The sequence below is a fragment of the Flavobacterium sp. LPB0248 genome, assembly GCF_013388355.1.
Classification (GTDB): Bacteria; Bacteroidota; Bacteroidia; order Flavobacteriales; family Flavobacteriaceae; genus Flavobacterium.
In genome coordinates this window covers 2,156,836-2,177,947 of record NZ_CP058246.1, presented here as the reverse complement: position 1 = coordinate 2,177,947, position 21,112 = coordinate 2,156,836, and the positions used below count along the sequence as shown (strand labels likewise).

Genomic DNA, 21,112 nt, shown 5'->3' with positions numbered 1-21,112 from the left:
ACATCTAAAATGTAATTCTATTTAAACATTAAAATCATTTTTTATGCAAAAAAATATAATGCTTTTTGCAGCGTTTTTACTTTCTATTTCTGCCTTTTCGCAAGAAGATCTGCAAGAAGTAAAAATTACAAAAAAGCAAAAAGGGATTAAAAAATCCTTTACAGTAACAGCCAATACATCTGTAATTACAAGTAAAGAACTGCTTAAGGCGGCTTGCTGTAATCTGGCAGAAAGTTTTGAGACCAATCCGTCAATTGATGTTAATTTTTCTGATGCCTTAACAGGAACCAAGCAAATCAAAATGCTTGGATTAACCAGTCCATACTTAATGATTACAGAAGAAAATATCCCTTCTGTTCGTGGAGCTTCTCAAGCTTACGGTTTATCATTTACACCAGGAACATGGATTGAAAGCGTTCAAATTACAAAAGGTGCGGGGAGTGTTATAAACGGCTATGAGAGTATTTCAGGGCAAATTAATACAGAGCTTTTAAAACCGTTAAATGATATTCCTTTCTTTCTGAACGCTTATGGTTCAACCGATTCTCGTTTTGAATTGAATACCCATTTCAATAAAAAATTATCAGATAAATGGGCTACTAGTTTATTTGTTCACGGAAATGCTCGTGTAGCAAAAAACGATATGAACAAAGATGGTTTTCTAGATAATCCGTTAGGAAAACAAATAAATGTTTTAAATCGTTATCAATATTACAATCCTGAAAGTGGTTTGGTAAGTTTTATCAATTTCAGATATATGAATGATAAAAAGCAAACTGGAGAAGTTAATTTTGATAAAGATCGTGATCGCGGCACAACTAACTATTGGGGTTCAGAAATCAATACAGAACGTTTTGATGTTTCTACAAAAATCGGATATGTATTTAAAGACATGCCATATCAAAGTATTGGTTTTCAAAATGCATTTAATAGTCATAAACAGGATTCTTATTATGGTTTGAATCAATACGATATCAAGCAAAATAGTTTTTATTCTAATTTGATTTTCAATTCGATCATCAATAATACGATGCATAAGTTTTCAACGGGTCTGAATTTTACTTACGACCAATATCAGGAATTTGTAAACGTAACCGATGTAAGCAGAATTGATAACTCTGTTGGGGCTTTCTTTGAATATACTTACGATAATACAGATAATTTCAGTTTGATTTTAGGAGGAAGAGTTGACAATCATAACCGATTGGGACTTTTTGTTACGCCAAGATTGCACATGAGGTATAATCCTTGGAAGAATGGAGTAGTTCGTTTTTCTGCAGGAAGAGGAAAGCGTTCTGCTAATATCTTTGCCGAGAATCAGCAGCTTTTTGCTAGTTCAAGAACTTTTTCGATTTTAGATTCTAATGGAAAAGTGTACGGATTAAATCCAGAAATTGCATGGAATTATGGTGTGAGTTTTTCGCAGAAATTCCGTCTTTTCAACAGAAATGCCGATGCAGGTTTTGATCTTTATAGAACCGATTTTCAAAATCAGGCAGTTGTAGATGTGATGCAAAGTCCGCAACAAGTATTGTTTTACGATTTGAAAGGAAGTTCTTTTGCAAACAGTCTTCAACTCGAGTTTAATTACGAATTGATTCACAACTTAAATTTAAGAACGGCTTACAAATATTATGATATTCAGACTGATTATTTGAGAGGGACATTTCAGCGTCCATTACAGGCAAAACATCGTTTCTTAGGGAATCTAGAATACGAAACTACGATGAATAACGACAAGCAATGGAGATTTGATTTTACCTATAATTGGTCAGGAAAACAGCAGTTGCCTTATACTGCCACAAATCCTGCAGGAGATCAGTTTCCTGATTTTTCACCATCGTATGCGGTAATGAATGCGCAAGTTACCCGCGTATTTTCGCCAGTTTTTGAAGTATATATAGGAGGAGAAAATATTGGAAATTACAAACAAGAAAAAGCAATTTTAGGAGCAAATGATCCTTTTGGGCCTAATTTTGATGCATCGATTGCATACGCGCCAATTTTTGGACAAATGTATTATGCAGGACTTAGATTTAAAATTAAATAACAATATCAAAAATCAATTTCAATAACAATAAATTAAATACAATGAATAAAATAGTTTTAATCGCAATGATGGTTTTTCTGGGTTTTTCAGCTCAGGCTCAAACTAAAAAGAATAAGAATTTAAAATACACTACAGAAGTAAATGGAAACTGTGAACAATGTAAGAAACGAATTGAAAAAGCAGCTTACGGCGTTCCGGGAGTAAAAACGGCAATTTGGGATGTTGGTTCGCACCAGCTTTCAGTTATTTTAAACGAAGAGAAATGTTCTCCTTCAGATTTAAATAAAGCAATAGCAAAGGCAGGTCATGATACTAAGGAAGTTAAATCGACTACTGAAGATTATGACAACTTACACAGCTGTTGCAAGTATGTAAGAGAATAATAATTAGAGAAGCCCGAACAATTAGTTTGGGCTTTTTTTAATAGTTAATTTATGTTTAAAATACTGCATTTTATTGTGGTTAAGGTAAATTATTGTTACTTTCACGAACTATAAAAAATAACCAATCACATTTATGAATAATTTTGAATGGACTCAGTTACTAAACCCTGAATTTTATATTACTTTAAGCGTCGGAGGTTTTCAGATTGGGTTGTTTATTGTTCTGTTTATAGTTTTTGCTGAGACAGGACTTTTTGCAGGTTTTTTTCTGCCTGGAGATAGTTTACTTTTCTTAGCGGGTATTTACAGTCGTGATCTAATTGAAAATGTTGCCTATATTCCGAATGATTTTCTAAATGTATTTCTACTTGCAACAGCTGTTGCTATAATGGGTGTTTTAGGTAATATGACTGGTTATTGGTTTGGTGCAAAAAGCGGTTATTATTTGTTTAAAAAAGAAGATACCTTCTGGTTTAAGAAAAAATACCTGCTTCAATCAAAAGACTTTTTTGAAAAATATGGAGGAAAAGCAATCATTTATGCGCGCTTCCTGCCAATTTTTAGAACTTTTGCTCCAATCGTTGCTGGAATCGTTTCGATGGATAGAAAGAAGTTTATGTTTTATAATGTTTTGAGTTCTTTTCTTTGGTCGTTTATATTAATCTTCGCAGGACATTATTTATACGGCGTGTTCTTAAAACAAGGAATAGATTTAAAGAAACACATTGAATATATTATTATCATTATCATTATTATTTCAACGTTTCCTGTTATATTAAAATTGCTTAAAAAGACACCAAACGAACAGATATAATCAATAAAAAGAATAATAAAAATCCGAAGTTGCAGCTTCGGATTTTTTTATGCTTGTTGTTTAGTTGTTGTTGAGATTTCTGCTATATAATATATATCTTGCTTAGTAAATAAAATGGGAGTTATGAAGTAAGGGTAAAAACAAAAAAGCTGTAATTAGTTTTTAAAACGTAATTACAGCTTTAGGTTAAATTATTTAGTTGTATAAAAGTAATTTCTAATTGAAATTTGGCATTTAAAAATTCAATATCTTAAACATTACCATTCATTCACTTTATTGGCATCCATTTTAAGGAAAATAAACAGCAAAATTGTAAATCCCCAGAGTCCAGAACCTCCATATGAAAAGAAGGGCAGAGGAACCCCGATTGTTGGGAAAATTCCGATTACCATGGCAATGTTTACAAAGAAATGTATAAAGAGAATTGCGGCAACACAATATCCGTAAACCCGACTGAATTTTGTCTTCTGTCTTTCTGCTAAGTAAATTACTCTAAGTAATAAACTCACAAAAAGTAGAATAACAACAAAAGAACCTGCAAAACCCCATTCTTCACCAACCGTTGTAAAAATATAATCGGTATGTTGCTCTGGAACAAATCCTCCTTTGGTTTGTGTACCTTCAAGAAAACCTTTTCCTATCCATCCTCCAGATCCAATGGCAATTTCAGATTGGTTGGTATTGTATCCAATCCCTTTCATATCTACAGTTTTGCCTAGTAAAATATTGAAACGATCTCTGTGGTGCTGTTTAAAAACATTGTCAAATACATAATCAACAGAGAAAACAAATCCAGAAATTAAGACCAATAAAATACCGCTTAAAATAATATTTCTGTCAACTACTCTGCCTTTAAAATGTATAATGGCCAACACGATAAAAGCCATTCCAATAACTGCATATGGCTCTAAAACTAAAGTAAGAACGAAAAGAACAATAGTTATAAATGCTGTCCAAACGTACCAAGAAGGCAAACCTTCTCTATATAGAACAAGGATGAACGCGCTATAGATTAAAGCACTTCCAGGGTCTGGCTGTGGTAAAATCAATATTACAGGCAAAAGCATAATAGCCAAAGCTTGAATTTGTCTATTGGTTTCTTTTAAGTTGATTTGTGTATCACTCAGGTATTTGGCTAATGCCAAAGAAGTGGCAGCTTTTGCAAACTCAGATGGCTGTAAAGTGAAGCTTCCTATGGCATACCAGCATCGCTGTCCTGCAATGGTTTTTCCAAAGAGAAATAATCCAGCGAGAGACAATAAGGAAACTCCAAATATAATACTGGCATATTTTTCATAAAATTTACCATCAACAAAAAGCACAACAAATATCAATGGAATAGTGCAGCAGATGAAAATCAGCTGTTTTTGATAAGTTCCATCGGTTGATAATAAAGAAGACGAATAGATATTAAGCCAACCTAAAGTTACCAGCGCAATGTAGATAAAGACACTTATCCAATCAATATTATTTTTTACACTTTGATTTTTCATTTGAAATAATCTTTCTTAGTTTTTCTTAGTTGTGTCTACCGCTGTTTTTTTAACTTCAGTTTTTGGTGCCGTTGTAATAGGTGCTTTTGGCTTTATAATTTTAGCTTGTAATACAGAATCTTTTGGCACAGATTCAATTTTAAGAGCGTCACTTATTCCGCCTACTTTAGCATATTCCGAAAGTAAGCTTTTGTTTAATACTCTTACTTCTAGATCTGTTCTTGTGATTTTTTTTCTTAGATATTTTTCAATCATTAAACTCGCAATCGGACCTGCTACTGTTGCTCCAAAACCTCCGTTTTCAATCATAACTGCAATAGCTATTTTCGGATTGTCTTTTGGGGCAAAAGCAACAAATATAGAGTGGTCTTTAAGCTGGGTTCTTTTACCGTTTATTTTGGCAAAGTTCTCAGCAGTACCTGTTTTTCCGCAAATATCAATTCCTTCTACTCGAAGACTGTAAGCTGTACCTTTGTTGTAAACATCAAATAGTCCGCTGATAACCGGCGGGAAATATTTTTGATCAATCGTAGTCACGTGCTTTGTCGTGAACTTTTCGTCTATTTTTTCTCCCTCAATTTTTTTGATGATGTGAGGAGTATAATAATAACCCTGATTTGCAACGGTGGCCATCATGTTGGCTAATTGAATAGGAGTCATTAAAACCTCTCCCTGACCAATTGCATTCGATACAATGGTTGAGCTTCTCCATCCTCCGTTAGGGTAAATTCTTTTATAAGTTTTAGAAGTTGGAATATTTCCTCGTTTTCCAATAGGTAAATCATATCCCATAAATTGTCCTAAACCAAAACTTTTTACGTGACTGCTCCAAACATCAACAGCTTGACCGGGATCTTTGTACTTGTTGATCGTAAGCATATAGGCTTGTCCGAAATAAGTATTACAAGAGTTGTAAATTCCGTTATGCAATTGATGCGGACCAAAACCGTGGCATTTCATGAATCGGCCTCCACCATAACTAAATCCATGATGACACATAAAAGTAGTTTGTTCATTTATTACGCCTTCTTGCAATGCAACTAAACCAGTCAGGATTTTGAATGGAGAACCTGGAGGGTATTCTGCTAAAAGTCCTCTGTCATATAAAGGTTTTGCAATAGAATCGTGATATAAAAGTGTGTAATTTTTAGATCTTTGGCGTCCTACCAAAATACCTGGATCATAAGAAGGGGCAGTAACCAATGCTAGAATTTCTCCAGATTTAGGTTCAATTGCCACAATACCTCCTCTTTTGTTAATCATCAATTCCTCTCCATATTTTTGAAGTTCGGCATCAATAGTTAAATTGATATCTTCCCCAGCTACAGCAATGGTGTCGTATTTCCCTTCTTTATATGGGCCAATTTCTCGGTTGTATTTATCTTTCTGAATGTATTTTACCCCTTTTATTCCTCGTAAAATTTCTTCATAGCTTTGTTCTACACCTTGTTTACCAATTAAATCACCACTATTGTAGTAAGGATTTTTTTCGATCTGTTTTTCGTTCACCTGTGTAATAAAACCAAAAATATTGGCTCCGTAATCTACTTCATAATCACGAAGTGATCTTTTCTGGAAGTAAAAACCATCATATTTTCTGATTTTTTCCTGAAAAGCGGCAAATTCATTTTTATTCAGCTGAGATAAAAATACAGAAGGAAGTCTTGGGCTGTAGACTTTTGCTTTTTCAATACGTTTATGATATTCTTCTTCGGTAATATTTAAAAGGGCACAAAATTCGGCAATGTTTAAATCCTTTTTTATATCTCTTGGAATAACCATGATGTCATAAGAAGCCTGATTCGCAACAAGAAGTTTTCCGTTACGATCATAAATATAACCTCTTTCAGGATAGTCATATACTTTTTTTATCGCATTATTTTCCGATTTCAATTTAAAAGAATCATCAATAATCTGCAAGTAAAAAATCCTAATCACTAGCAAAGACGCTGCAATAATAATTATAGTGGGCAGCAAGACTTTTCTCATCGTTTATTGGGCTTAATAAGATAAATTATTATTATTGAGGTGATTATAGTAAAGATAGAACTAAATAAGGTTCGGAGCAAAATGTCCCAGATGAATTTGAACTGAAATGCTTCCAAAACAAATAATACAATATGGTGCATTAAAACCGAGACCAGTATAAATGAAAATCGTTCTGGTGTTAGAGAATCATTCAGTTTAATAGTCTGATATTCATAACTTAAACCAAAAGAAAATTTAAAAATGTAAGGTCTGTAATACGCTAAAATAACACAAGCAGTTGCATGTATTCCGCCGGAATTACAGAACATATCCATTATTAGTCCCAAGAAAAAGCTAGAAATAATTAATCCTGCTTTATTGCTGTTTACTGGATAAAGAATGATATACAAGATATACGGAAAGGGACTTATATATCCTAAGAAATTCATATTGTTGAAAATAACAATCTGAATTGCCAGTAACATAATAAATCGAAAAATATTGACTAACAGAGCGCTATTCATTTTTTTCTTTGTTTTCTAAATTAATAAGTTCCTCTCTGTCCTTACTCTTGATAATATAGACGTGTCCTAAGTTTGTCATATCGTTAAATAACTTAACTTTTATAACATAAAAACTTGTTTGGGTTTCTTTGTAAATTGTTTCAACAGTTCCGATATTGATCCCTTCAGGGAAAATTACAGACTGTCCTCCTGTTACAATTGTATCTCCTTTTCTAACTGAAGCTAATCTTGGAACGTCTCTTAGCTGTACAAATCCTGTACTTTTTCCATCCCATGTCAAAGAACCAAAATGATTTGATTTTTTCAACTTGGCATTAATCTGAGATTTCATGTTCAAAATACTCACAACAGTAGAATATCTTGGTGATGTGTCATCTACGATACCAACAATTCCTAAACTGTTTATTACTCCCATATCTGGTTTTACGCCATCATTGGATCCAGAATTTAAAGTAAGAAAATTTTCGTGTGTGCTGTACGTGTTATGAATTACTTTTGACACAATGATATCAGCAGGTTTTAAACCTTTAATGGTATCTGGTAAAGGTAATTTGGATGTGTCTTCTTTGTTAAATAAAAGACTTTTTAATCTTGCGTTCTCAAGTACAAGTTCGTCGTTTTCAGCTCTTAAATTCATGTACTCATTAACACGATTGATTTTTTCATAAACACCTCCGCTTAAGAAATTTGCCGAGCTGATTATTTTGCTTCTATGATAAGAATGAGATTGAATCGTGAGTCCTAACGATATACCTAAAAGCAGCAAAAACAGCAATCGATTACTGTTTCTTATAATGAAATTAAATATTTGCTGCATTTCTTGTCTGGTTATTTTGTTTCAGGATATGCTTAAAGGTTTCAGTTTTTACAAGGGTCAAAAAGTATAAAATTGACCCTTATAAAAGTAAATTGATTTTTATTTTTAGATCTTATTTAATTAAGATACTTTTAAATTTAGCAATGTTTTTAAGGGCCATTCCTGTACCACGAACAACAGCTCTTAAAGGATCTTCGGCAATGTAAACAGGTAAATCTGTTTTTTGAGAAATACGTTTGTCAAGACCTCTTAACATAGATCCACCACCAGCTAAATAGATACCAGTGTTGTAGATATCTGCTGCTAATTCAGGAGGAGTCTGAGATAATGTTTCCATTACCGCATCTTCAATACGCTGAATAGATTTGTCTAAAGCTTTTGCAATTTCACGGTAAGAAACATCTACTTGTTTTGGTTTACCAGTAAGCAAATCTCTACCTTGAACTGACATATCTTCTGGCGGGCCATCTAAATCTTCGATTGCCGCTCCAATTTGAATTTTAATTTTTTCAGCAGTACTTTCTCCAACAAATAAGTTGTGTTGTGTACGCATATAATAAACGATATCGTTTGTGAAAACGTCACCTGCAATTTTTACAGATTTGTCACATACAATTCCGCCTAATGCGATAACAGCAATTTCTGTTGTACCACCTCCAATATCCACAATCATGTTTCCTTTTGGTTGCATAATGTCAATACCAATACCAATTGCCGCTGCCATTGGCTCATGAATCAAGTAAACTTCTTTTCCGTTTACTCTCTCACAAGATTCCTTCACCGCTCTCATCTCCACTTCAGTAATACCAGAAGGAATACATACAACCATACGTAAAGCTGGAGTAAACATTCTTTTTTTCAATGCAGGAATACTTTTAATGAACATATTGATCATTTTTTCCGAAGCATCAAAATCAGCGATTACACCATCTTTCAAAGGCCTTATAGTTTTGATGTTTTCATGTGTTTTACCTTGCATCATATTGGCTTCCTTACCAACAGCAATGATTTTGCCTGATACTCTATCACGTGCAACGATAGACGGACTATCAATGACAACTTTATCATTATGAATGATTAAAGTGTTTGCGGTTCCAAGGTCTATCGCAATATCCTCGGTCATGAAATCAAAAAATCCCATAAGTTTTTTAGGGGTTTAAAATGTTATAAATTATTTATCGAACAAAGTTAAACAAATTAATGTTTAAAATGACGAGTTCCTGTAAATACCATTGCAAGATTATTTTCATTGCAATAATTTATACTTAATTCGTCTTTAATCGAACCTCCTGGCTGAATTACAGCAGTTATTCCTGCTTTTTTAGCTAATTCTACACAATCCGGAAATGGGAAAAATGCATCACTTGCCATCGAAGCTCCATTTAAATCAAATCCAAAAGCTTTTGCTTTGTCAACAGCTTGAATTAAAGCGTCAACTCTTGAAGTCTGACCTGTACCTGATGAAATCAATGTTCCGTTTTTAGCAAATACAATTGTGTTTGATTTTGTATTCTTGCAGATTTTAGAAGCAAAGATCAAATCTTCGATCTCTTGAGCAGTAGGTTCTGTAATTGTAACGGTTTTTAAATGCTCTTTATTATCCGTAATATTATTTCTGTCCTGAATTAACAAACCATTAAGACAAGTTCTTACTTGACGAGCTGGTAATTCAACTTCATTTTGAACTAATATAATTCTGTTTTTCTTCTCTTGTAATACCGTAACAGCCTCATCTTCATACGCTGGAGCAATTACAACTTCGCAGAATAGTTTGTTGATTTCCTGTGCAGTTTCTAAATCAATTTTAGTGTTAGAAATTAACACTCCTCCAAAAGCAGAAGTAGGATCACAAGCTAAAGCTGCTAAATAAGCTTCGCTAATTGTTTTTCTTGAAGCCAATCCGCAAGCATTGTTGTGTTTTAAAATCGCGAAAGTTGGTCCGTCAGTTTTAAACTCAGCAATTAAATTAACTGCAGCATCAACATCAAGTAAATTGTTGTATGATAATTCTTTTCCATGAAGTTTTTTGAACATTGCATCAAAATCCCCAAAGAAGAATCCTTTTTGGTGAGGGTTTTCACCATATCTTAAAACTTGACCGTTTGCAATACTTTCTTTGTAAATAGTCTCGTCTGTATTGAAATAATTAAAAATAGCTCCATCGTAGTGAGATGAAACGTGGAATGCTTTAGTAGCCAACAATCTTCTGTTCTCCAAAGTTGTTGCTCCATCTTGCTCTGTAATCAAATCTAAAAGTAAACTGTACTCGTTTACAGAAGCCACAATTACAGTGTCTTTGAAATTTTTCGCTCCAGCACGAATTAATGAAATTCCGCCAATATCGATTTTTTCAATAATATCTTGTTCGCTTGCTCCAGAAGCAACCGTTTTTTCAAAAGGATATAAATCAACAATTACCAAGTCAATCTGAGGAATGTCAAACTCCTTCATTTGCTGAACATCGCTTTCATTATCCTGACGATTCAAGATTCCTCCAAAAATTTTCGGGTGTAAAGTTTTTACTCTTCCTCCAAGAATTTCAGGGAAAGAAGTAATGTCTTCAACAGGAACTACTGGAATACCAAGGTTTTTGATGAAATCTTCAGTTCCTCCAGTTGAATAAAGTGTTACATTTTGTTCGTGTAATTTTCTAACAATTGGTTCTAATCCATCTTTAGAAAAAACAGAAATTAATGCCGATTGTATTTTTTTTGTTGTGCTCATTGTGTAGTTATGATTTTGAGACTGCAAAAGTAGTTTTTTTATATATTATATTAAAAAAAATTAGTGTAACAAAATGCTAAAAAAATCTACTGATGAGTAAGTTAACTTTTATTAGGTTTTTGAATTTAAATTATTGAATTTTACTTTATTGAAAAATACAAAAATATGATCGTTTATCTGAGATTATTAAAGGAAAGTCTGAGCTTTGCCATCAATGCTTTGCGAAATAATAAATTGCGCACTTTATTATCGCTATTAGGTGTAACAATCGGTATTTTTTCGATTATCGCTGTTTTGGCTGCTGTTGACTCTTTAGACAAAAAAATCTCAAAAGATTTGAGCAGTTTAGATAAAAATACGATTTATTTAATGAAATACTGCTTTGGACCGTCTGAAATTCCGCAATGGAAGAGAGAACAGTTTCCAAATGTAAAATATGACGAGTATATCGGATTGAAAAATTCAATGAATAATACCGATCAAGTAGCATATCAGCTTTTTGTAAATAGAGAAAGTTTAAAATACGATTCTAAAACAGTCAGCGATGTAAATATTATTCCATCGTCAAGCGAAATGGTCGATATTGACGGATTGAGTTTTGATAAAGGAAGATTTTACAATGAATCTGAATCAAATTCGGGAACTCCTGTTATTGTTTTAGGATATGATATAGCCGAGGGACTTTTTGGTTCTAGTGATCCGATCGGAAAAAATATCCGCTTATACGGACAGCGATTTACTGTAATTGGCGTATTGGCTAAACAAGGAGCCGGATTCTTTGGAGATAGTAATGATACTTCAGTTTATCTTCCAGCAAATTTCTTAAGAAGAATGTATGGAGACAGTGATTCGATGACTCCAGTTATAGTTTTAAAGCCAGAAAAAGGCGTAGACATGGATGCGTACAAAGCGGAAATTGCCCAAAAGCTTCGAGCAATCCGTGGAATGAAAGCGGGAGAAATGGACAATTTCTTTATTAATGTACTTTCTGGATTTACTGATTTTATTGATGGAATTTTGGGGCAGATGAATTTTGTAGGCTGGATCATTAGCGGATTTTCTCTTCTTGTGGGCGGTTTCGGAATTGCAAATATTATGTTTGTTTCTGTTAAAGAAAGAACCAATCTTATCGGAATTCAGAAATCTCTAGGCGCAAAAAATAAATTTATCTTATTCCAATTTTTGTTTGAAGCCGTTATTTTGTCTGTTATTGGCGGAATAATTGGTCTTTTGATGGTTTGGGGAATTGCTTTAGCTCTGACAAAACTGCTGGATTTTGAATTTGTTTTAAGTTTAGGAAATATTCTTTTAGGAACCGGTTTGGCTGCTTTTATTGGTCTGGTTTCTGGAATTCTTCCTGCTATTTCGGCGGCAAATTTAGATCCTGTTGAAGCCATTCGAACAGGAATGTAATATTGTTTTTGTGTTATTTTACTGTAAATTTTGTTGGGTGAGAATAATTAGATACATTTGATAGACAACAAATTAAAATACAAGATAAATGAGCTTTAATCTTAAATCTGTTGATACTGTTGAGTCGATTTCCAAGGAAGATTTTAAAAAGAATTACCTGGATAAAAGAAAACCTTTAATCATAAAGGGACTTACAAAAGATTGGCCAGCAAGAGAAAAATGGTCAACAGAGTATTTCAAGCAGATTGCTGGAGATATAGAGGTTAAACTTGTAGATAATTCAAAGGCAGATCCAAAAAAAGTAATCAATGCTTCGATTGCGAGTATGAAATTTGGAGAATATCTGGATTTGATAAAGCGTGAACCAACCCAATTGCGTATTTTTTTCTTCAATCTTTTCAAGCACAGACCCGAATTAATTGATGATGTAAAAGTTCCCAAAGAATTAATGGGAGGTTTTATAGAAAGTATGCCCGCCATGTTTTTTGGCGGTTCTAAGGCAATTACTTTTCTGCATTATGATATCGATTTGCCGCATCTTTTTCATACGCATTTCGGCGGAAGAAAGCATATTATCTTATTTGATAACAAATGGAAGAAAAGACTTTACTGTCTTCCAAATACCACTTATGCATTAGAAGATTATGACGTGGCTAATCCCGATTTTGAAAAATTTCCTGCTCTAAAAGGAGTGGAAGGTTATGAGGTTTTTCTCGAGCATGGAGATACCTTATTCATGCCAACCGGAATGTGGCATTGGATGCGTTATATAGATGGTTCTTTTTCTCTAACACTTCGTGCTTGGGATTCATCGATTTCCCGTAAAGTAGCTAGTGTATGGAGTTTATTTATGCACGGTGCAGTTGACAGTGGCATAAAAGTAATTTTTAGGGAGCGTTATGCTGTATGGCGAGAAAAACTAGCTTATAAAATTGCTGAGAAAGAATTAAAGAAGGATTTGAGAAAGGCAAGTTAAGCGTTATGCAATTGAGAAAAATTCCGCAGAAATAAATATCGGTAGCAACGGAATTTATTCCGTTGATCATCCGTAAAGATTGTCATTTCGACGAAGGAGAAATCTCCACGAGTAGCTCCGTACGGAATGTCGCCAATCTTTGCAGAGTCGCTTACGAAGATTTCTCCTTCGTCGAAATGACATATTGTGTGTAATATGACTTTCAGTTCTTTATTAAAATCTATCAAATATCTATGTACAGGCTTTGCTGAAAACTTATAGGGTGTAAAACAAAAAATCCCAAGAAGCAATTTCTTGAGATTTTGTATTGAATTTTTATGTTTTTTAGAAAGATTATTTCTCTTTCATTAATTTTTCCAAATATTCATTTTTTTCTTTTTCTGCCAAAACCAAACGTTCGTAAAGTTCAACTACTTTATCTAACGGATTGAATGTGCAATAATTTGCATGAAACATTCCGTTTGATCCATTACAGCTGTTATCGTAAAAATTATTAAAATAATTTATCATATTTTCTTCGGTAAAGTTTTTTATTGCTTCGGCACTTACTCCAAGCGCTTTTGCTACTTCTTCAAGTTTTTCGTCATCAATAGTTTCGCTATTTTCTATTATCGATACAGATTGTTGTGATATTCCTAAAGCCTGTGCCAATGCTTCTTGTTTCATATCTTTAAGTTCGCGAATACGGCTTATTTGTCGTCCTATGTGTTTTGGTTTTGTTGCTGTGTTCATAATTCAAAGATATTTATATTACTTTAGAAAGAATAGATTTCTGTAAAAAACAGGTTTGCATTAGTATGATACAATAAAGCTATTATCATTTACAAAAACAAAAATACAATTTTTCAGACAAGTTATTAATTGTACTCATAAAACTTATATGGTTTAAAACAAAAAATCCCAAGAAGTAATTTTCTTGGGATTTCTATTTTAAGTAGTTTTAAAACTATCTAATATCATTATTTTGAATCAAATCGATATATAAGTTAATCTTATCTTTCAATTCTTTTCTTGGCGTGATAAAGTCTAAGAAACCGTGTTCTAATAAAAACTCAGCAGTTTGGAAACCTTCTGGCAAATCTTTTCCTGTAGTATCGCGAACAACACGAGGACCAGCAAAACCAATCAAAGCGCCTGGTTCAGAGATGTTGATGTCTCCTAACATTGCGTAAGATGCAGTTGTTCCTCCAGTTGTGGGATCTGTACAAAGAGAGATGTAAGGTAATTTAGCTTCAGCTAATTGAGCTAGTTTTACAGAAGTTTTTGCTAATTGCATTAAAGAATAAGCAGCTTCCATCATACGAGCTCCACCAGATTTAGAAATCATTACAAAAGGAAGTTTGTTTTTGATAGCGTGATCAATACCTCTTGCGATTTTCTCACCTACAACCGCTCCCATAGATCCACCGATAAAAGCAAAATCCATACAGCAGATTACAAGTTCTTTTCCTTTAGATTTTCCTACTCCCGTACGTACAGCGTCTTTAAGGTGAGTTTTCTCCATTACATCTTTCAATCTGTCTGCATATTTCTTTGTGTCAACAAAGTGCAAAGGATCTTTAGAAGTCATGTTTTTGTCTAACTCAACAAATTCGTTGTTGTCGAATAAAATTTCAAAATAGGTTGCGCTTCCAATTCGAACGTGAAAATCATCTTCAGGGCTTACGAATAAATTTCTCGCTAATTCGTCAGCATCAATAATTTTTCCAGTAGGAGATTTGTACCACAATCCTTTCGGAACGTCCATCTTATCTTCTGTCGCGGTCGTAATCCCTTTTTCTTGTCTTTTAAACCAAGCCATATTGAATGTTTTTTTTGTTTTAGGTTTCAAGTTTCAAGTTGCGAAACCTGAAACTTGAAACGTTAAACTTGAAACTTTTTTATTATAGTGTATTCACGTTATTTAAATCAGCAAAAGCTTGTTCAAGTCTTGCATTGAATGTAACTTCGCTTTCACGAACCCATCTTCTTGGATCGTAATATTTTTTGTTTGGAGCATCTGGACCTTCTGGGTTTCCAATTTGAGATTTCAAATAGTCAAGGTTTTTAACCATATAATCACGGATTCCTTCAGTGTATGCAAACTGTAAATCTGTATCGATGTTCATTTTGATAACTCCGTAGCTAATTCCTTCTCTGATTTCTTCAAGTGTAGAACCTGAACCTCCGTGGAAAACGAAATCAACTGGATTGTGTCCTGTGTTGAATTTGTTTTGTACGAAATCTTGAGAATTTTTTAAGATTTTTGGAGTTAATTTTACGTTTCCTGGTTTGTAAACACCGTGAACGTTTCCGAAAGCAGCAGCAATTGTAAATTTAGGGCTCACTTTAGATAATTCTTCGTAAGCGTAAGCTACTTCTTCTGGCTGAGTGTATAATTTTGAGCTGTCAACATCAGAGTTATCAACACCATCTTCTTCACCACCTGTAATACCAAGCTCGATTTCTAATGTCATACCCATTTTGCTCATTCTTGCTAAGTATTCTTTGCAGATCTCAATGTTTTCTTCGATTGGTTCCTCAGACAAATCGATCATGTGAGAACTAAATAATGGTTTTCCTGTTTCTGCGAAATGTTTTTCAGAAGCATCTAATAAACCATCAATCCAAGGTAAAAGTTTTTTTGCACAGTGGTCAGTATGTAAGATTACAGTTGCACCGTAAGCTTCTGCCAAAGTATGAATATGTTTTGCTCCTGCGATTCCTCCCGCGATTGCTGCTTTTTCACCTGCATTAGATAATCCTTTTCCAGCGTTGAATTGTGCTCCTCCGTTAGAAAATTGAATGATAACTGGCGCGTTAAGTTTCGCTGCAGTTTCAAGAACTCCATTAATTGTGCTTGATCCAGTAACGTTTACTGCTGGAAGAGCAAAACCCTTCTCTTTCGCATAATTAAAGATCTCTTGTACTTGATCTCCTGTAGCTACTCCTGGTTTAATGTTGTGTGCCATTTTAATTTTTTTTATAGTTGTTTTTAGTTTTTAGGTTGCAAAAATAAGAATTAATTAGCATTAGAAAGGATAATTTATACCAAAATTTAAAACTGAATGCCCAAAATTGTATTCTTTAAACCATCGGTCTCCCTTCTCATGTGCTGGATTATAAGTCTTAAAGCCTAAATCTAAACGAATCACAAAAAAGCTTAAATCGTATCTTAAACCGAATCCTGTACCTAAAGCAATTTCAGCTAAATCGTTTAAGTTGTCGAATCTTGCTTTCGGATCTATGACATTATCGAGCACATTCCAGATATTTCCGGCGTCTGCAAAGAATGCTCCTTTAACATCTCCGAAAACTTTGAATCGAAATTCGGCACTCGCTGCAATTTTCATATTCGCCTCATTAAAGTCGTTTACGGCATTCGTGCTTCCAGGCCCTAAAGCGTAAGGCTGCCAAGCACGGTTGTCATTGGAACCTCCGCCATAATAACTTCGTGAAAACGGAATGTAGTTTGAATTTCCAAACGGAATCGCAATTCCAAAGAAGCTTCTAACTGCTAAAACTTTCTCTTTCCCAAAATCCCAGTGTTTAATATAGTCAAATTCAGTTTTTATATATTCTGAATATTCCAAATTAAAAATCTCGTAATTGCCTTTTGCGTTTTTTTGAAGATTTCCGACTTCAGAAATTAATGACAATAATGTTCCAGCAGATTCAATTTTGGTTCTGAATTGATAGAAATTATTATCGGCCAGATCTTTTTTGGTTGTTTTGGTAAAAGAAAAGCTTGTTGCAAGAATAAAATCATTCTCGGTCAAACGAACTCTTCTTTCTTCAATACTTTCAACTTCTTGGTATTGTGAGTCAGTCGGAACTAAAGCTGTTTTTCCTGTTAATACGTCATTTGTAAATCCGGTAGTTCCTTTTGGAATTGTAAGATCTTTTCTAGCTTGTTCCTCTGGTGTAGTTCCCCAGTTATTGATATTGGTATTATAATCTTTCCCGATAAAATTCAAATCATCGTAAGAAGAAGTATATACATTAAAATAATTGTCTGGATTTAAGTTACGAACAAACTGTGCGTTTAGCAATTCAAATTTTGCTGTATTATGACGTTTTGGTGTCCAGTTGTATGAGATACCGCCTGTGAAATTTTCTTTATCCAAACCAATATTTCGCTGTTTCGAAAAACCAGATGTTATAGAAGTGTAGGGAATCATACTCTTCGGAATAATCTTTTCTGTTCCAAAGGGGAGTAGAATTCTAGGAAAATTCAATTTCATATCCAAACCATACTCAGAGACATTAAAGAAATTATTGTTCGGATTTGCCATATCTCTGGATGATCCAACGTTTAAACGCGCTGAAATTTCTAAAGTTTCTGCACGGTTAAATACATTTCGAATAGTTTCAGAAACACTGGCTCCAATTCCGAAATCCTGAATGTTAGAATGTGTTACGTCAAGAGTGGCTCCAAAACTGTATTTTTTTCTCGGAGTCAAATAAACATTGGCAATAAGAGATTGCGCTGTAGAATCTCTTTTGTCTACTTCGTATTGAATTGATGGATAGTTGAAAATCCTTAAATTATTTAGATATCGAGAAGAAAGAGTAGTTCTGAAATCGGCAAAAGTACTTCCTTTCGTAATGAAAATAGCGTCAGTAATAGCGCGTGGTTTGTATTTTAAAGTCTTGTAACTGTATAAATTAAAATTATTGTACGTTACACTGTCTGTTGGTTTTTTCTTGGCATTTGCAGCAGAATAATCTGTGTAAATGTTTACATCGCTAATTTTATACAATTTAAAAGGTTCTGTACGGCTAGAATCTCGCTCTTGAATTGTATTGTTGTTTATAATCAAAGTGACATCAGCTTTGGCTTTTTTGCCAATAGTATCAATGTCAAAAGTTACATAAGTAGGCTGAAAATAGTAAGCACCGTGATTTCTAAAGTATGTTGTAATACGGTTTTTTTCTTCTTCAAAATCTGTGGTTTTGTATTGATTTCCAGATTTTAACAAAGAAGGTTCATTGTTGGTTCTGTATAATGAGTCCAGTGCAGGAGTCATTATTTTAGTTGTAATAGTATCTAATTTGTAAGCTGGTCCTGTAGTGATATTATAATTAATTGTGGCTCTCTTTATTCCAACTGTATCAATAGTGTAATCTGTTTTAACATTAAAATAACCACTATTAAAATAATAGTATTTTAAGCGCAGTAATGATTTTTTAGTTTTTGAAGTGTCAATTATTACTGGTGGTTCTCCAGTATTTTTTAGAAATTCATGAATTCCTTTATAATAGAAAGATTGTCCAAGGCGATCTACCTGTTTTGCTGAGAATATTTTTGACATACGCTCATACTTTCCAGGATTGTTTTTAAATTTGGCCTGATAAGTAGAATCTGGATTTAAATTGGCTAAATTGTACAGGTTTAATCGAAGCTTATAACCTAATAGTTTCCCATTTGGTTTTTGGTACATCTGATTAGAAGCTGTCTCATCGTTTGTCGATTTTCCGTTAACTAGAATATTATTTTTTACAAGAAGGTTTTTTCCATCGGGAACTCTTTTTACGGCATTACAAGCGCAAATTAATATTGCAATTAGAAGAAATGCTATTATTTTTGTGGAATTCTTTTTCAAGTGTTTTTTAATATTTAATTCAAAAGTACATTATTTTATGGTTAGTAAAAACCAAATAAAGCTTATCTCAGGCTTACATCAAAAAAAGCAGCGTTTTGCTAATCAATTATTCTTTGCTGAAGGAGTAAAAGTAATTCAAGAATTGCTGCAATCCAATTTTGAATTAGAACATTTATACACCACATTGAATGATTTTGAAACAGTTCATGCTTCACAACGCACTCTTATTAATGATCAGGAACTGAAAAAAATAAGCGCTTTGTCGACTCCAAATTCTTGTCTGGCAGTTTTTAAAATTCCAGCCGAAAAGAAGATAATCAATTCGGGTTTAATTTTAGCCTTAGACGATATTAGAGATCCCGGAAATTTAGGAACTATTTTGCGTCTGTGCGATTGGTTTGGTATTAAGCAAATTGTCTGTTCTAAAGAAACAGTAGATATTTATAATCCGAAAGTGGTACAAGCTACAATGGGGTCTATTGCCAGAGTAAATGTAAGTTATGTCGATTTAAAACTTTTTATTGCTCAAACTAAACTGCCTGTTTTTGGAACTTTTATGGACGGAGAAAATATCTATCAATCTAAATTGCCACAAGAAGGAATCATTATCATGGGTAATGAAGCCAACGGAATTTCAGAAGAGATTGAAAAGATCATAACCAGCCGCCTCACAATTCCTCGATTTGGAGAGCTTCAAAAAACAGAAAGTTTAAATGTAGCTACTGCAACAGCAATTATTCTTAGTGAATTTAAACGAAATAGTTGATATTTTGTTTTAATGAAAAGTGAAATTTATTAAAATCGCTCTAGATTTCATCGAATCAATATTTCCTGTCCAAGGGCTGTCTGGAGTTTTGTCTCTAATTAGCTCATCGGTTATGCCGAACATTCCTCTAACAGAAGGAGAGAAGATAAAGTATTCGGTGAAAATATCAATTCCTAGACCTAATTCGTAGGCAGCAGTCCATTGTTTTACTCTAAATTTCTGCTCAAAGTTATCGTCTTGAGATTTGGCGTTACTTGATAAATTTAAAGTCGTAGACATACCGCCAACCAAGTACGGGCGTATGTTTCCTGTACGCTTCGCAGAAAATTTCAATAATAAAGGAAAGTGAATGTAAGTGCTGTTTACCTCTCTAAGGTAATCGCTTTCTTTATTGCTAATGCCCGGAAAAAAAAGATCACGTTTCGTATAGTACAAACCCGGCTCAAAACGGAGATTTATATATTCTTGAAGTCTTAAATCGGCCACAACACCAACATTAAAGCCGGTTGTCTTTTTTACCTGAATATCTTGCTGTACAGGAGTTTTGTAATCAAATTTAAAGTCAAAACTATTAAAACCTAGATAGTAGCCAAAGTAAATACGCTGTTTCTGCCAGTTTTCAAGATTAATAATAGGATCTTTGCTAAACATGTTTTTAGCAAATTGCGAATGTCCTTTTGTCGTTAAGACCAATAAAAATAAGATTACAATTTTTTTCATACTATTTTTTAGATGCAGAATAAATTGTTGCGACACCAAAAGTTTGAGGCATTGCCACAACATCTATAAACCCAGTTTTTCTCAAAATATTGTTTAAGGCTTCTCCATAAGGAAAAGCGGCAGCCGATTCAGATAAATAGCCATACGCATCGTTATCTTTAGAAAATAATTTTCCGATTAACGGAAGTATATTTTTGCTGTAAAAATTGTATCCTTGTTTATAAGGAAATTTATCTGGAACAGAAGTTTCTAAAATAACAAAAATTCCGTTTGGTTTTAAAACTCTTAAGATTTCTCCAAAACCTTTTTCTAAGTTTTCAAAATTTCTTACACCAAAACCAACTGTAATAGCGTCAAAATAATTGTCTTCAAAAGGCATGTTTTCAGAATCTCCTAAAACGAGTTCGATAACATTCGAAAGGTTTTTTTCTTCTACTTTCTTTTTTCCTACTTCCAGCATTCCGGCAGAAATATCAAGGCCGATAATTTTTTCAGCATTAGTTTGTGAAAGTAAAATGGCTAAATCACCAGTTCCTGTTGCAATATCAAGAATAACTTTTGGTTTTTTGTCTGATACTAATTTTAATACTTTTTTACGCCATTTAACGTCAATTCCAAAAGAGATTACGCGATTCAAATTATCGTAATTCCCAGAAATGGTATCAAACATTTGGGTTACTTGCTCTTTTTTACCTAAAGAAGAGTCTTTATACGGAGTTATTTTTTCAGACATTTTTTTTATTTAGGCAAATATAAACAATCTAGTTTAACTGTAATTGAGTTTTTTAATTTGTAAAATAAATGTTTAGAAAGATTTAATTTAAGACAGATTTTGCCATCCCTAAATCTAGGTATTTTGCTAAAATCCCTAAATCTTGG

The 21,112-nt window shown here is 33.4% G+C and carries 18 protein-coding genes; 6 read left to right on the top strand and 12 right to left on the bottom strand.

Going from position 1 to position 21,112, the window contains the following annotated elements; all coding sequences use genetic code 11:
- Positions 1 to 43: 43 nt before the first annotated feature.
- From LPB248_RS08950 to LPB248_RS08940, 3 genes are all read left to right on the top strand, one after another.
- The gene (locus tag LPB248_RS08950; protein WP_177211124.1) at positions 44 to 2,050 is read left to right on the top strand and encodes a TonB-dependent receptor plug domain-containing protein; all 2,007 of its coding nucleotides are present in this window, start codon (positions 44 to 46) and stop codon (positions 2,048 to 2,050) included.
- A 41-nt stretch (positions 2,051 to 2,091) separates the two neighbouring features.
- The gene (locus LPB248_RS08945) at positions 2,092 to 2,433 is read left to right on the top strand and encodes a heavy-metal-associated domain-containing protein (RefSeq protein ID WP_177211123.1); all 342 of its coding nucleotides are present in this window, start codon (positions 2,092 to 2,094) and stop codon (positions 2,431 to 2,433) included.
- A 133-nt stretch (positions 2,434 to 2,566) separates the two neighbouring features.
- Positions 2,567 to 3,247 (top strand): DedA family protein, encoded by a 681-nt coding sequence (locus LPB248_RS08940; protein ID WP_177211122.1) that lies wholly within the window; start codon positions 2,567 to 2,569, stop codon positions 3,245 to 3,247.
- Positions 3,248 to 3,504: 257 nt separating this feature from the next.
- On the opposite strand, the gene rodA is transcribed toward LPB248_RS08940, so the two are convergent.
- The 6 genes from rodA to purH form a co-directional block, all read right to left on the bottom strand.
- On the bottom strand, positions 3,505 to 4,740 hold the full coding sequence (gene rodA, locus LPB248_RS08935; protein ID WP_177211121.1) for a rod shape-determining protein RodA: 1,236 nt from the start codon (positions 4,738 to 4,740) through the stop codon (positions 3,505 to 3,507).
- A gap of 15 nt (positions 4,741 to 4,755) precedes the next feature.
- The gene (gene mrdA / locus LPB248_RS08930; RefSeq protein WP_177211120.1) at positions 4,756 to 6,729 is read right to left on the bottom strand and encodes a penicillin-binding protein 2; all 1,974 of its coding nucleotides are present in this window, start codon (positions 6,727 to 6,729) and stop codon (positions 4,756 to 4,758) included.
- A complete protein-coding gene (locus LPB248_RS17060; RefSeq protein WP_111379478.1) occupies positions 6,726 to 7,232 on the bottom strand; it encodes a rod shape-determining protein MreD in 507 nt (168 codons plus the stop codon). Before LPB248_RS17060 ends, mrdA begins: the two co-directional genes overlap by 4 nt.
- Entirely contained in the window at positions 7,225 to 8,049 is an 825-nt protein-coding gene (gene mreC, locus LPB248_RS08925; RefSeq protein ID WP_177211119.1) for a rod shape-determining protein MreC, read from the bottom strand. Before mreC ends, LPB248_RS17060 begins: the two co-directional genes overlap by 8 nt.
- 112 nt (positions 8,050 to 8,161) lie before the next feature.
- Entirely contained in the window at positions 8,162 to 9,190 is a 1,029-nt protein-coding gene (locus LPB248_RS08920) for a rod shape-determining protein (protein ID WP_008466528.1), read from the bottom strand.
- A 56-nt stretch (positions 9,191 to 9,246) separates the two neighbouring features.
- Entirely contained in the window at positions 9,247 to 10,773 is a 1,527-nt protein-coding gene (gene purH, locus LPB248_RS08915) for a bifunctional phosphoribosylaminoimidazolecarboxamide formyltransferase/IMP cyclohydrolase (protein WP_177211118.1), read from the bottom strand.
- 165 nt (positions 10,774 to 10,938) lie between these two features.
- On the opposite strand from purH, the gene LPB248_RS08910 reads away from it, so the two are divergent.
- Positions 10,939 to 12,186: an ABC transporter permease gene (locus LPB248_RS08910; protein WP_177211117.1), complete on the top strand. Its 1,248-nt coding sequence runs from the start codon at positions 10,939 to 10,941 to the stop codon at positions 12,184 to 12,186.
- A gap of 88 nt (positions 12,187 to 12,274) precedes the next feature.
- Positions 12,275 to 13,162, top strand: a complete 888-nt coding sequence (locus tag LPB248_RS08905; RefSeq protein WP_177211116.1) for a cupin-like domain-containing protein — start codon at positions 12,275 to 12,277, stop codon at positions 13,160 to 13,162.
- A gap of 333 nt (positions 13,163 to 13,495) precedes the next feature.
- On the opposite strand, the gene LPB248_RS08900 is transcribed toward LPB248_RS08905, so the two are convergent.
- The 4 genes from LPB248_RS08900 to LPB248_RS08885 all read right to left on the bottom strand — a co-directional run bounded on the left by LPB248_RS08900 (position 13,496) and on the right by LPB248_RS08885 (position 18,747).
- Complete coding sequence (locus LPB248_RS08900; protein ID WP_177211115.1) at positions 13,496 to 13,894, bottom strand: helix-turn-helix domain-containing protein; 399 nt, start codon at positions 13,892 to 13,894, stop codon at positions 13,496 to 13,498.
- A 214-nt stretch (positions 13,895 to 14,108) separates the two neighbouring features.
- Positions 14,109 to 14,963: an acetyl-CoA carboxylase, carboxyltransferase subunit beta gene (gene accD / locus LPB248_RS08895; protein ID WP_111379468.1), complete on the bottom strand. Its 855-nt coding sequence runs from the start codon at positions 14,961 to 14,963 to the stop codon at positions 14,109 to 14,111.
- A gap of 82 nt (positions 14,964 to 15,045) precedes the next feature.
- Entirely contained in the window at positions 15,046 to 16,113 is a 1,068-nt protein-coding gene (fbaA, locus tag LPB248_RS08890) for a class II fructose-bisphosphate aldolase (protein ID WP_012023542.1), read from the bottom strand.
- A gap of 60 nt (positions 16,114 to 16,173) precedes the next feature.
- Complete coding sequence (locus LPB248_RS08885) at positions 16,174 to 18,747, bottom strand: BamA/TamA family outer membrane protein (protein WP_177211114.1); 2,574 nt, start codon at positions 18,745 to 18,747, stop codon at positions 16,174 to 16,176.
- A gap of 37 nt (positions 18,748 to 18,784) precedes the next feature.
- Here LPB248_RS08885 and LPB248_RS08880 point away from each other — a divergent pair, with 37 nt between their 5' ends.
- Entirely contained in the window at positions 18,785 to 19,513 is a 729-nt protein-coding gene (locus tag LPB248_RS08880) for an RNA methyltransferase (protein ID WP_177211113.1), read from the top strand.
- A 9-nt stretch (positions 19,514 to 19,522) separates the two neighbouring features.
- On the opposite strand, the gene LPB248_RS08875 is transcribed toward LPB248_RS08880, so the two are convergent.
- Together LPB248_RS08875 and ubiE are read right to left on the bottom strand one after the other, a co-directional pair.
- Complete coding sequence (locus LPB248_RS08875; protein WP_177211112.1) at positions 19,523 to 20,233, bottom strand: porin family protein; 711 nt, start codon at positions 20,231 to 20,233, stop codon at positions 19,523 to 19,525.
- A gap of 1 nt (position 20,234) precedes the next feature.
- Entirely contained in the window at positions 20,235 to 20,966 is a 732-nt protein-coding gene (gene ubiE / locus LPB248_RS08870) for a bifunctional demethylmenaquinone methyltransferase/2-methoxy-6-polyprenyl-1,4-benzoquinol methylase UbiE (protein ID WP_177211111.1), read from the bottom strand.
- Between the last annotated feature and the right edge of the window lie 146 nt (positions 20,967 to 21,112).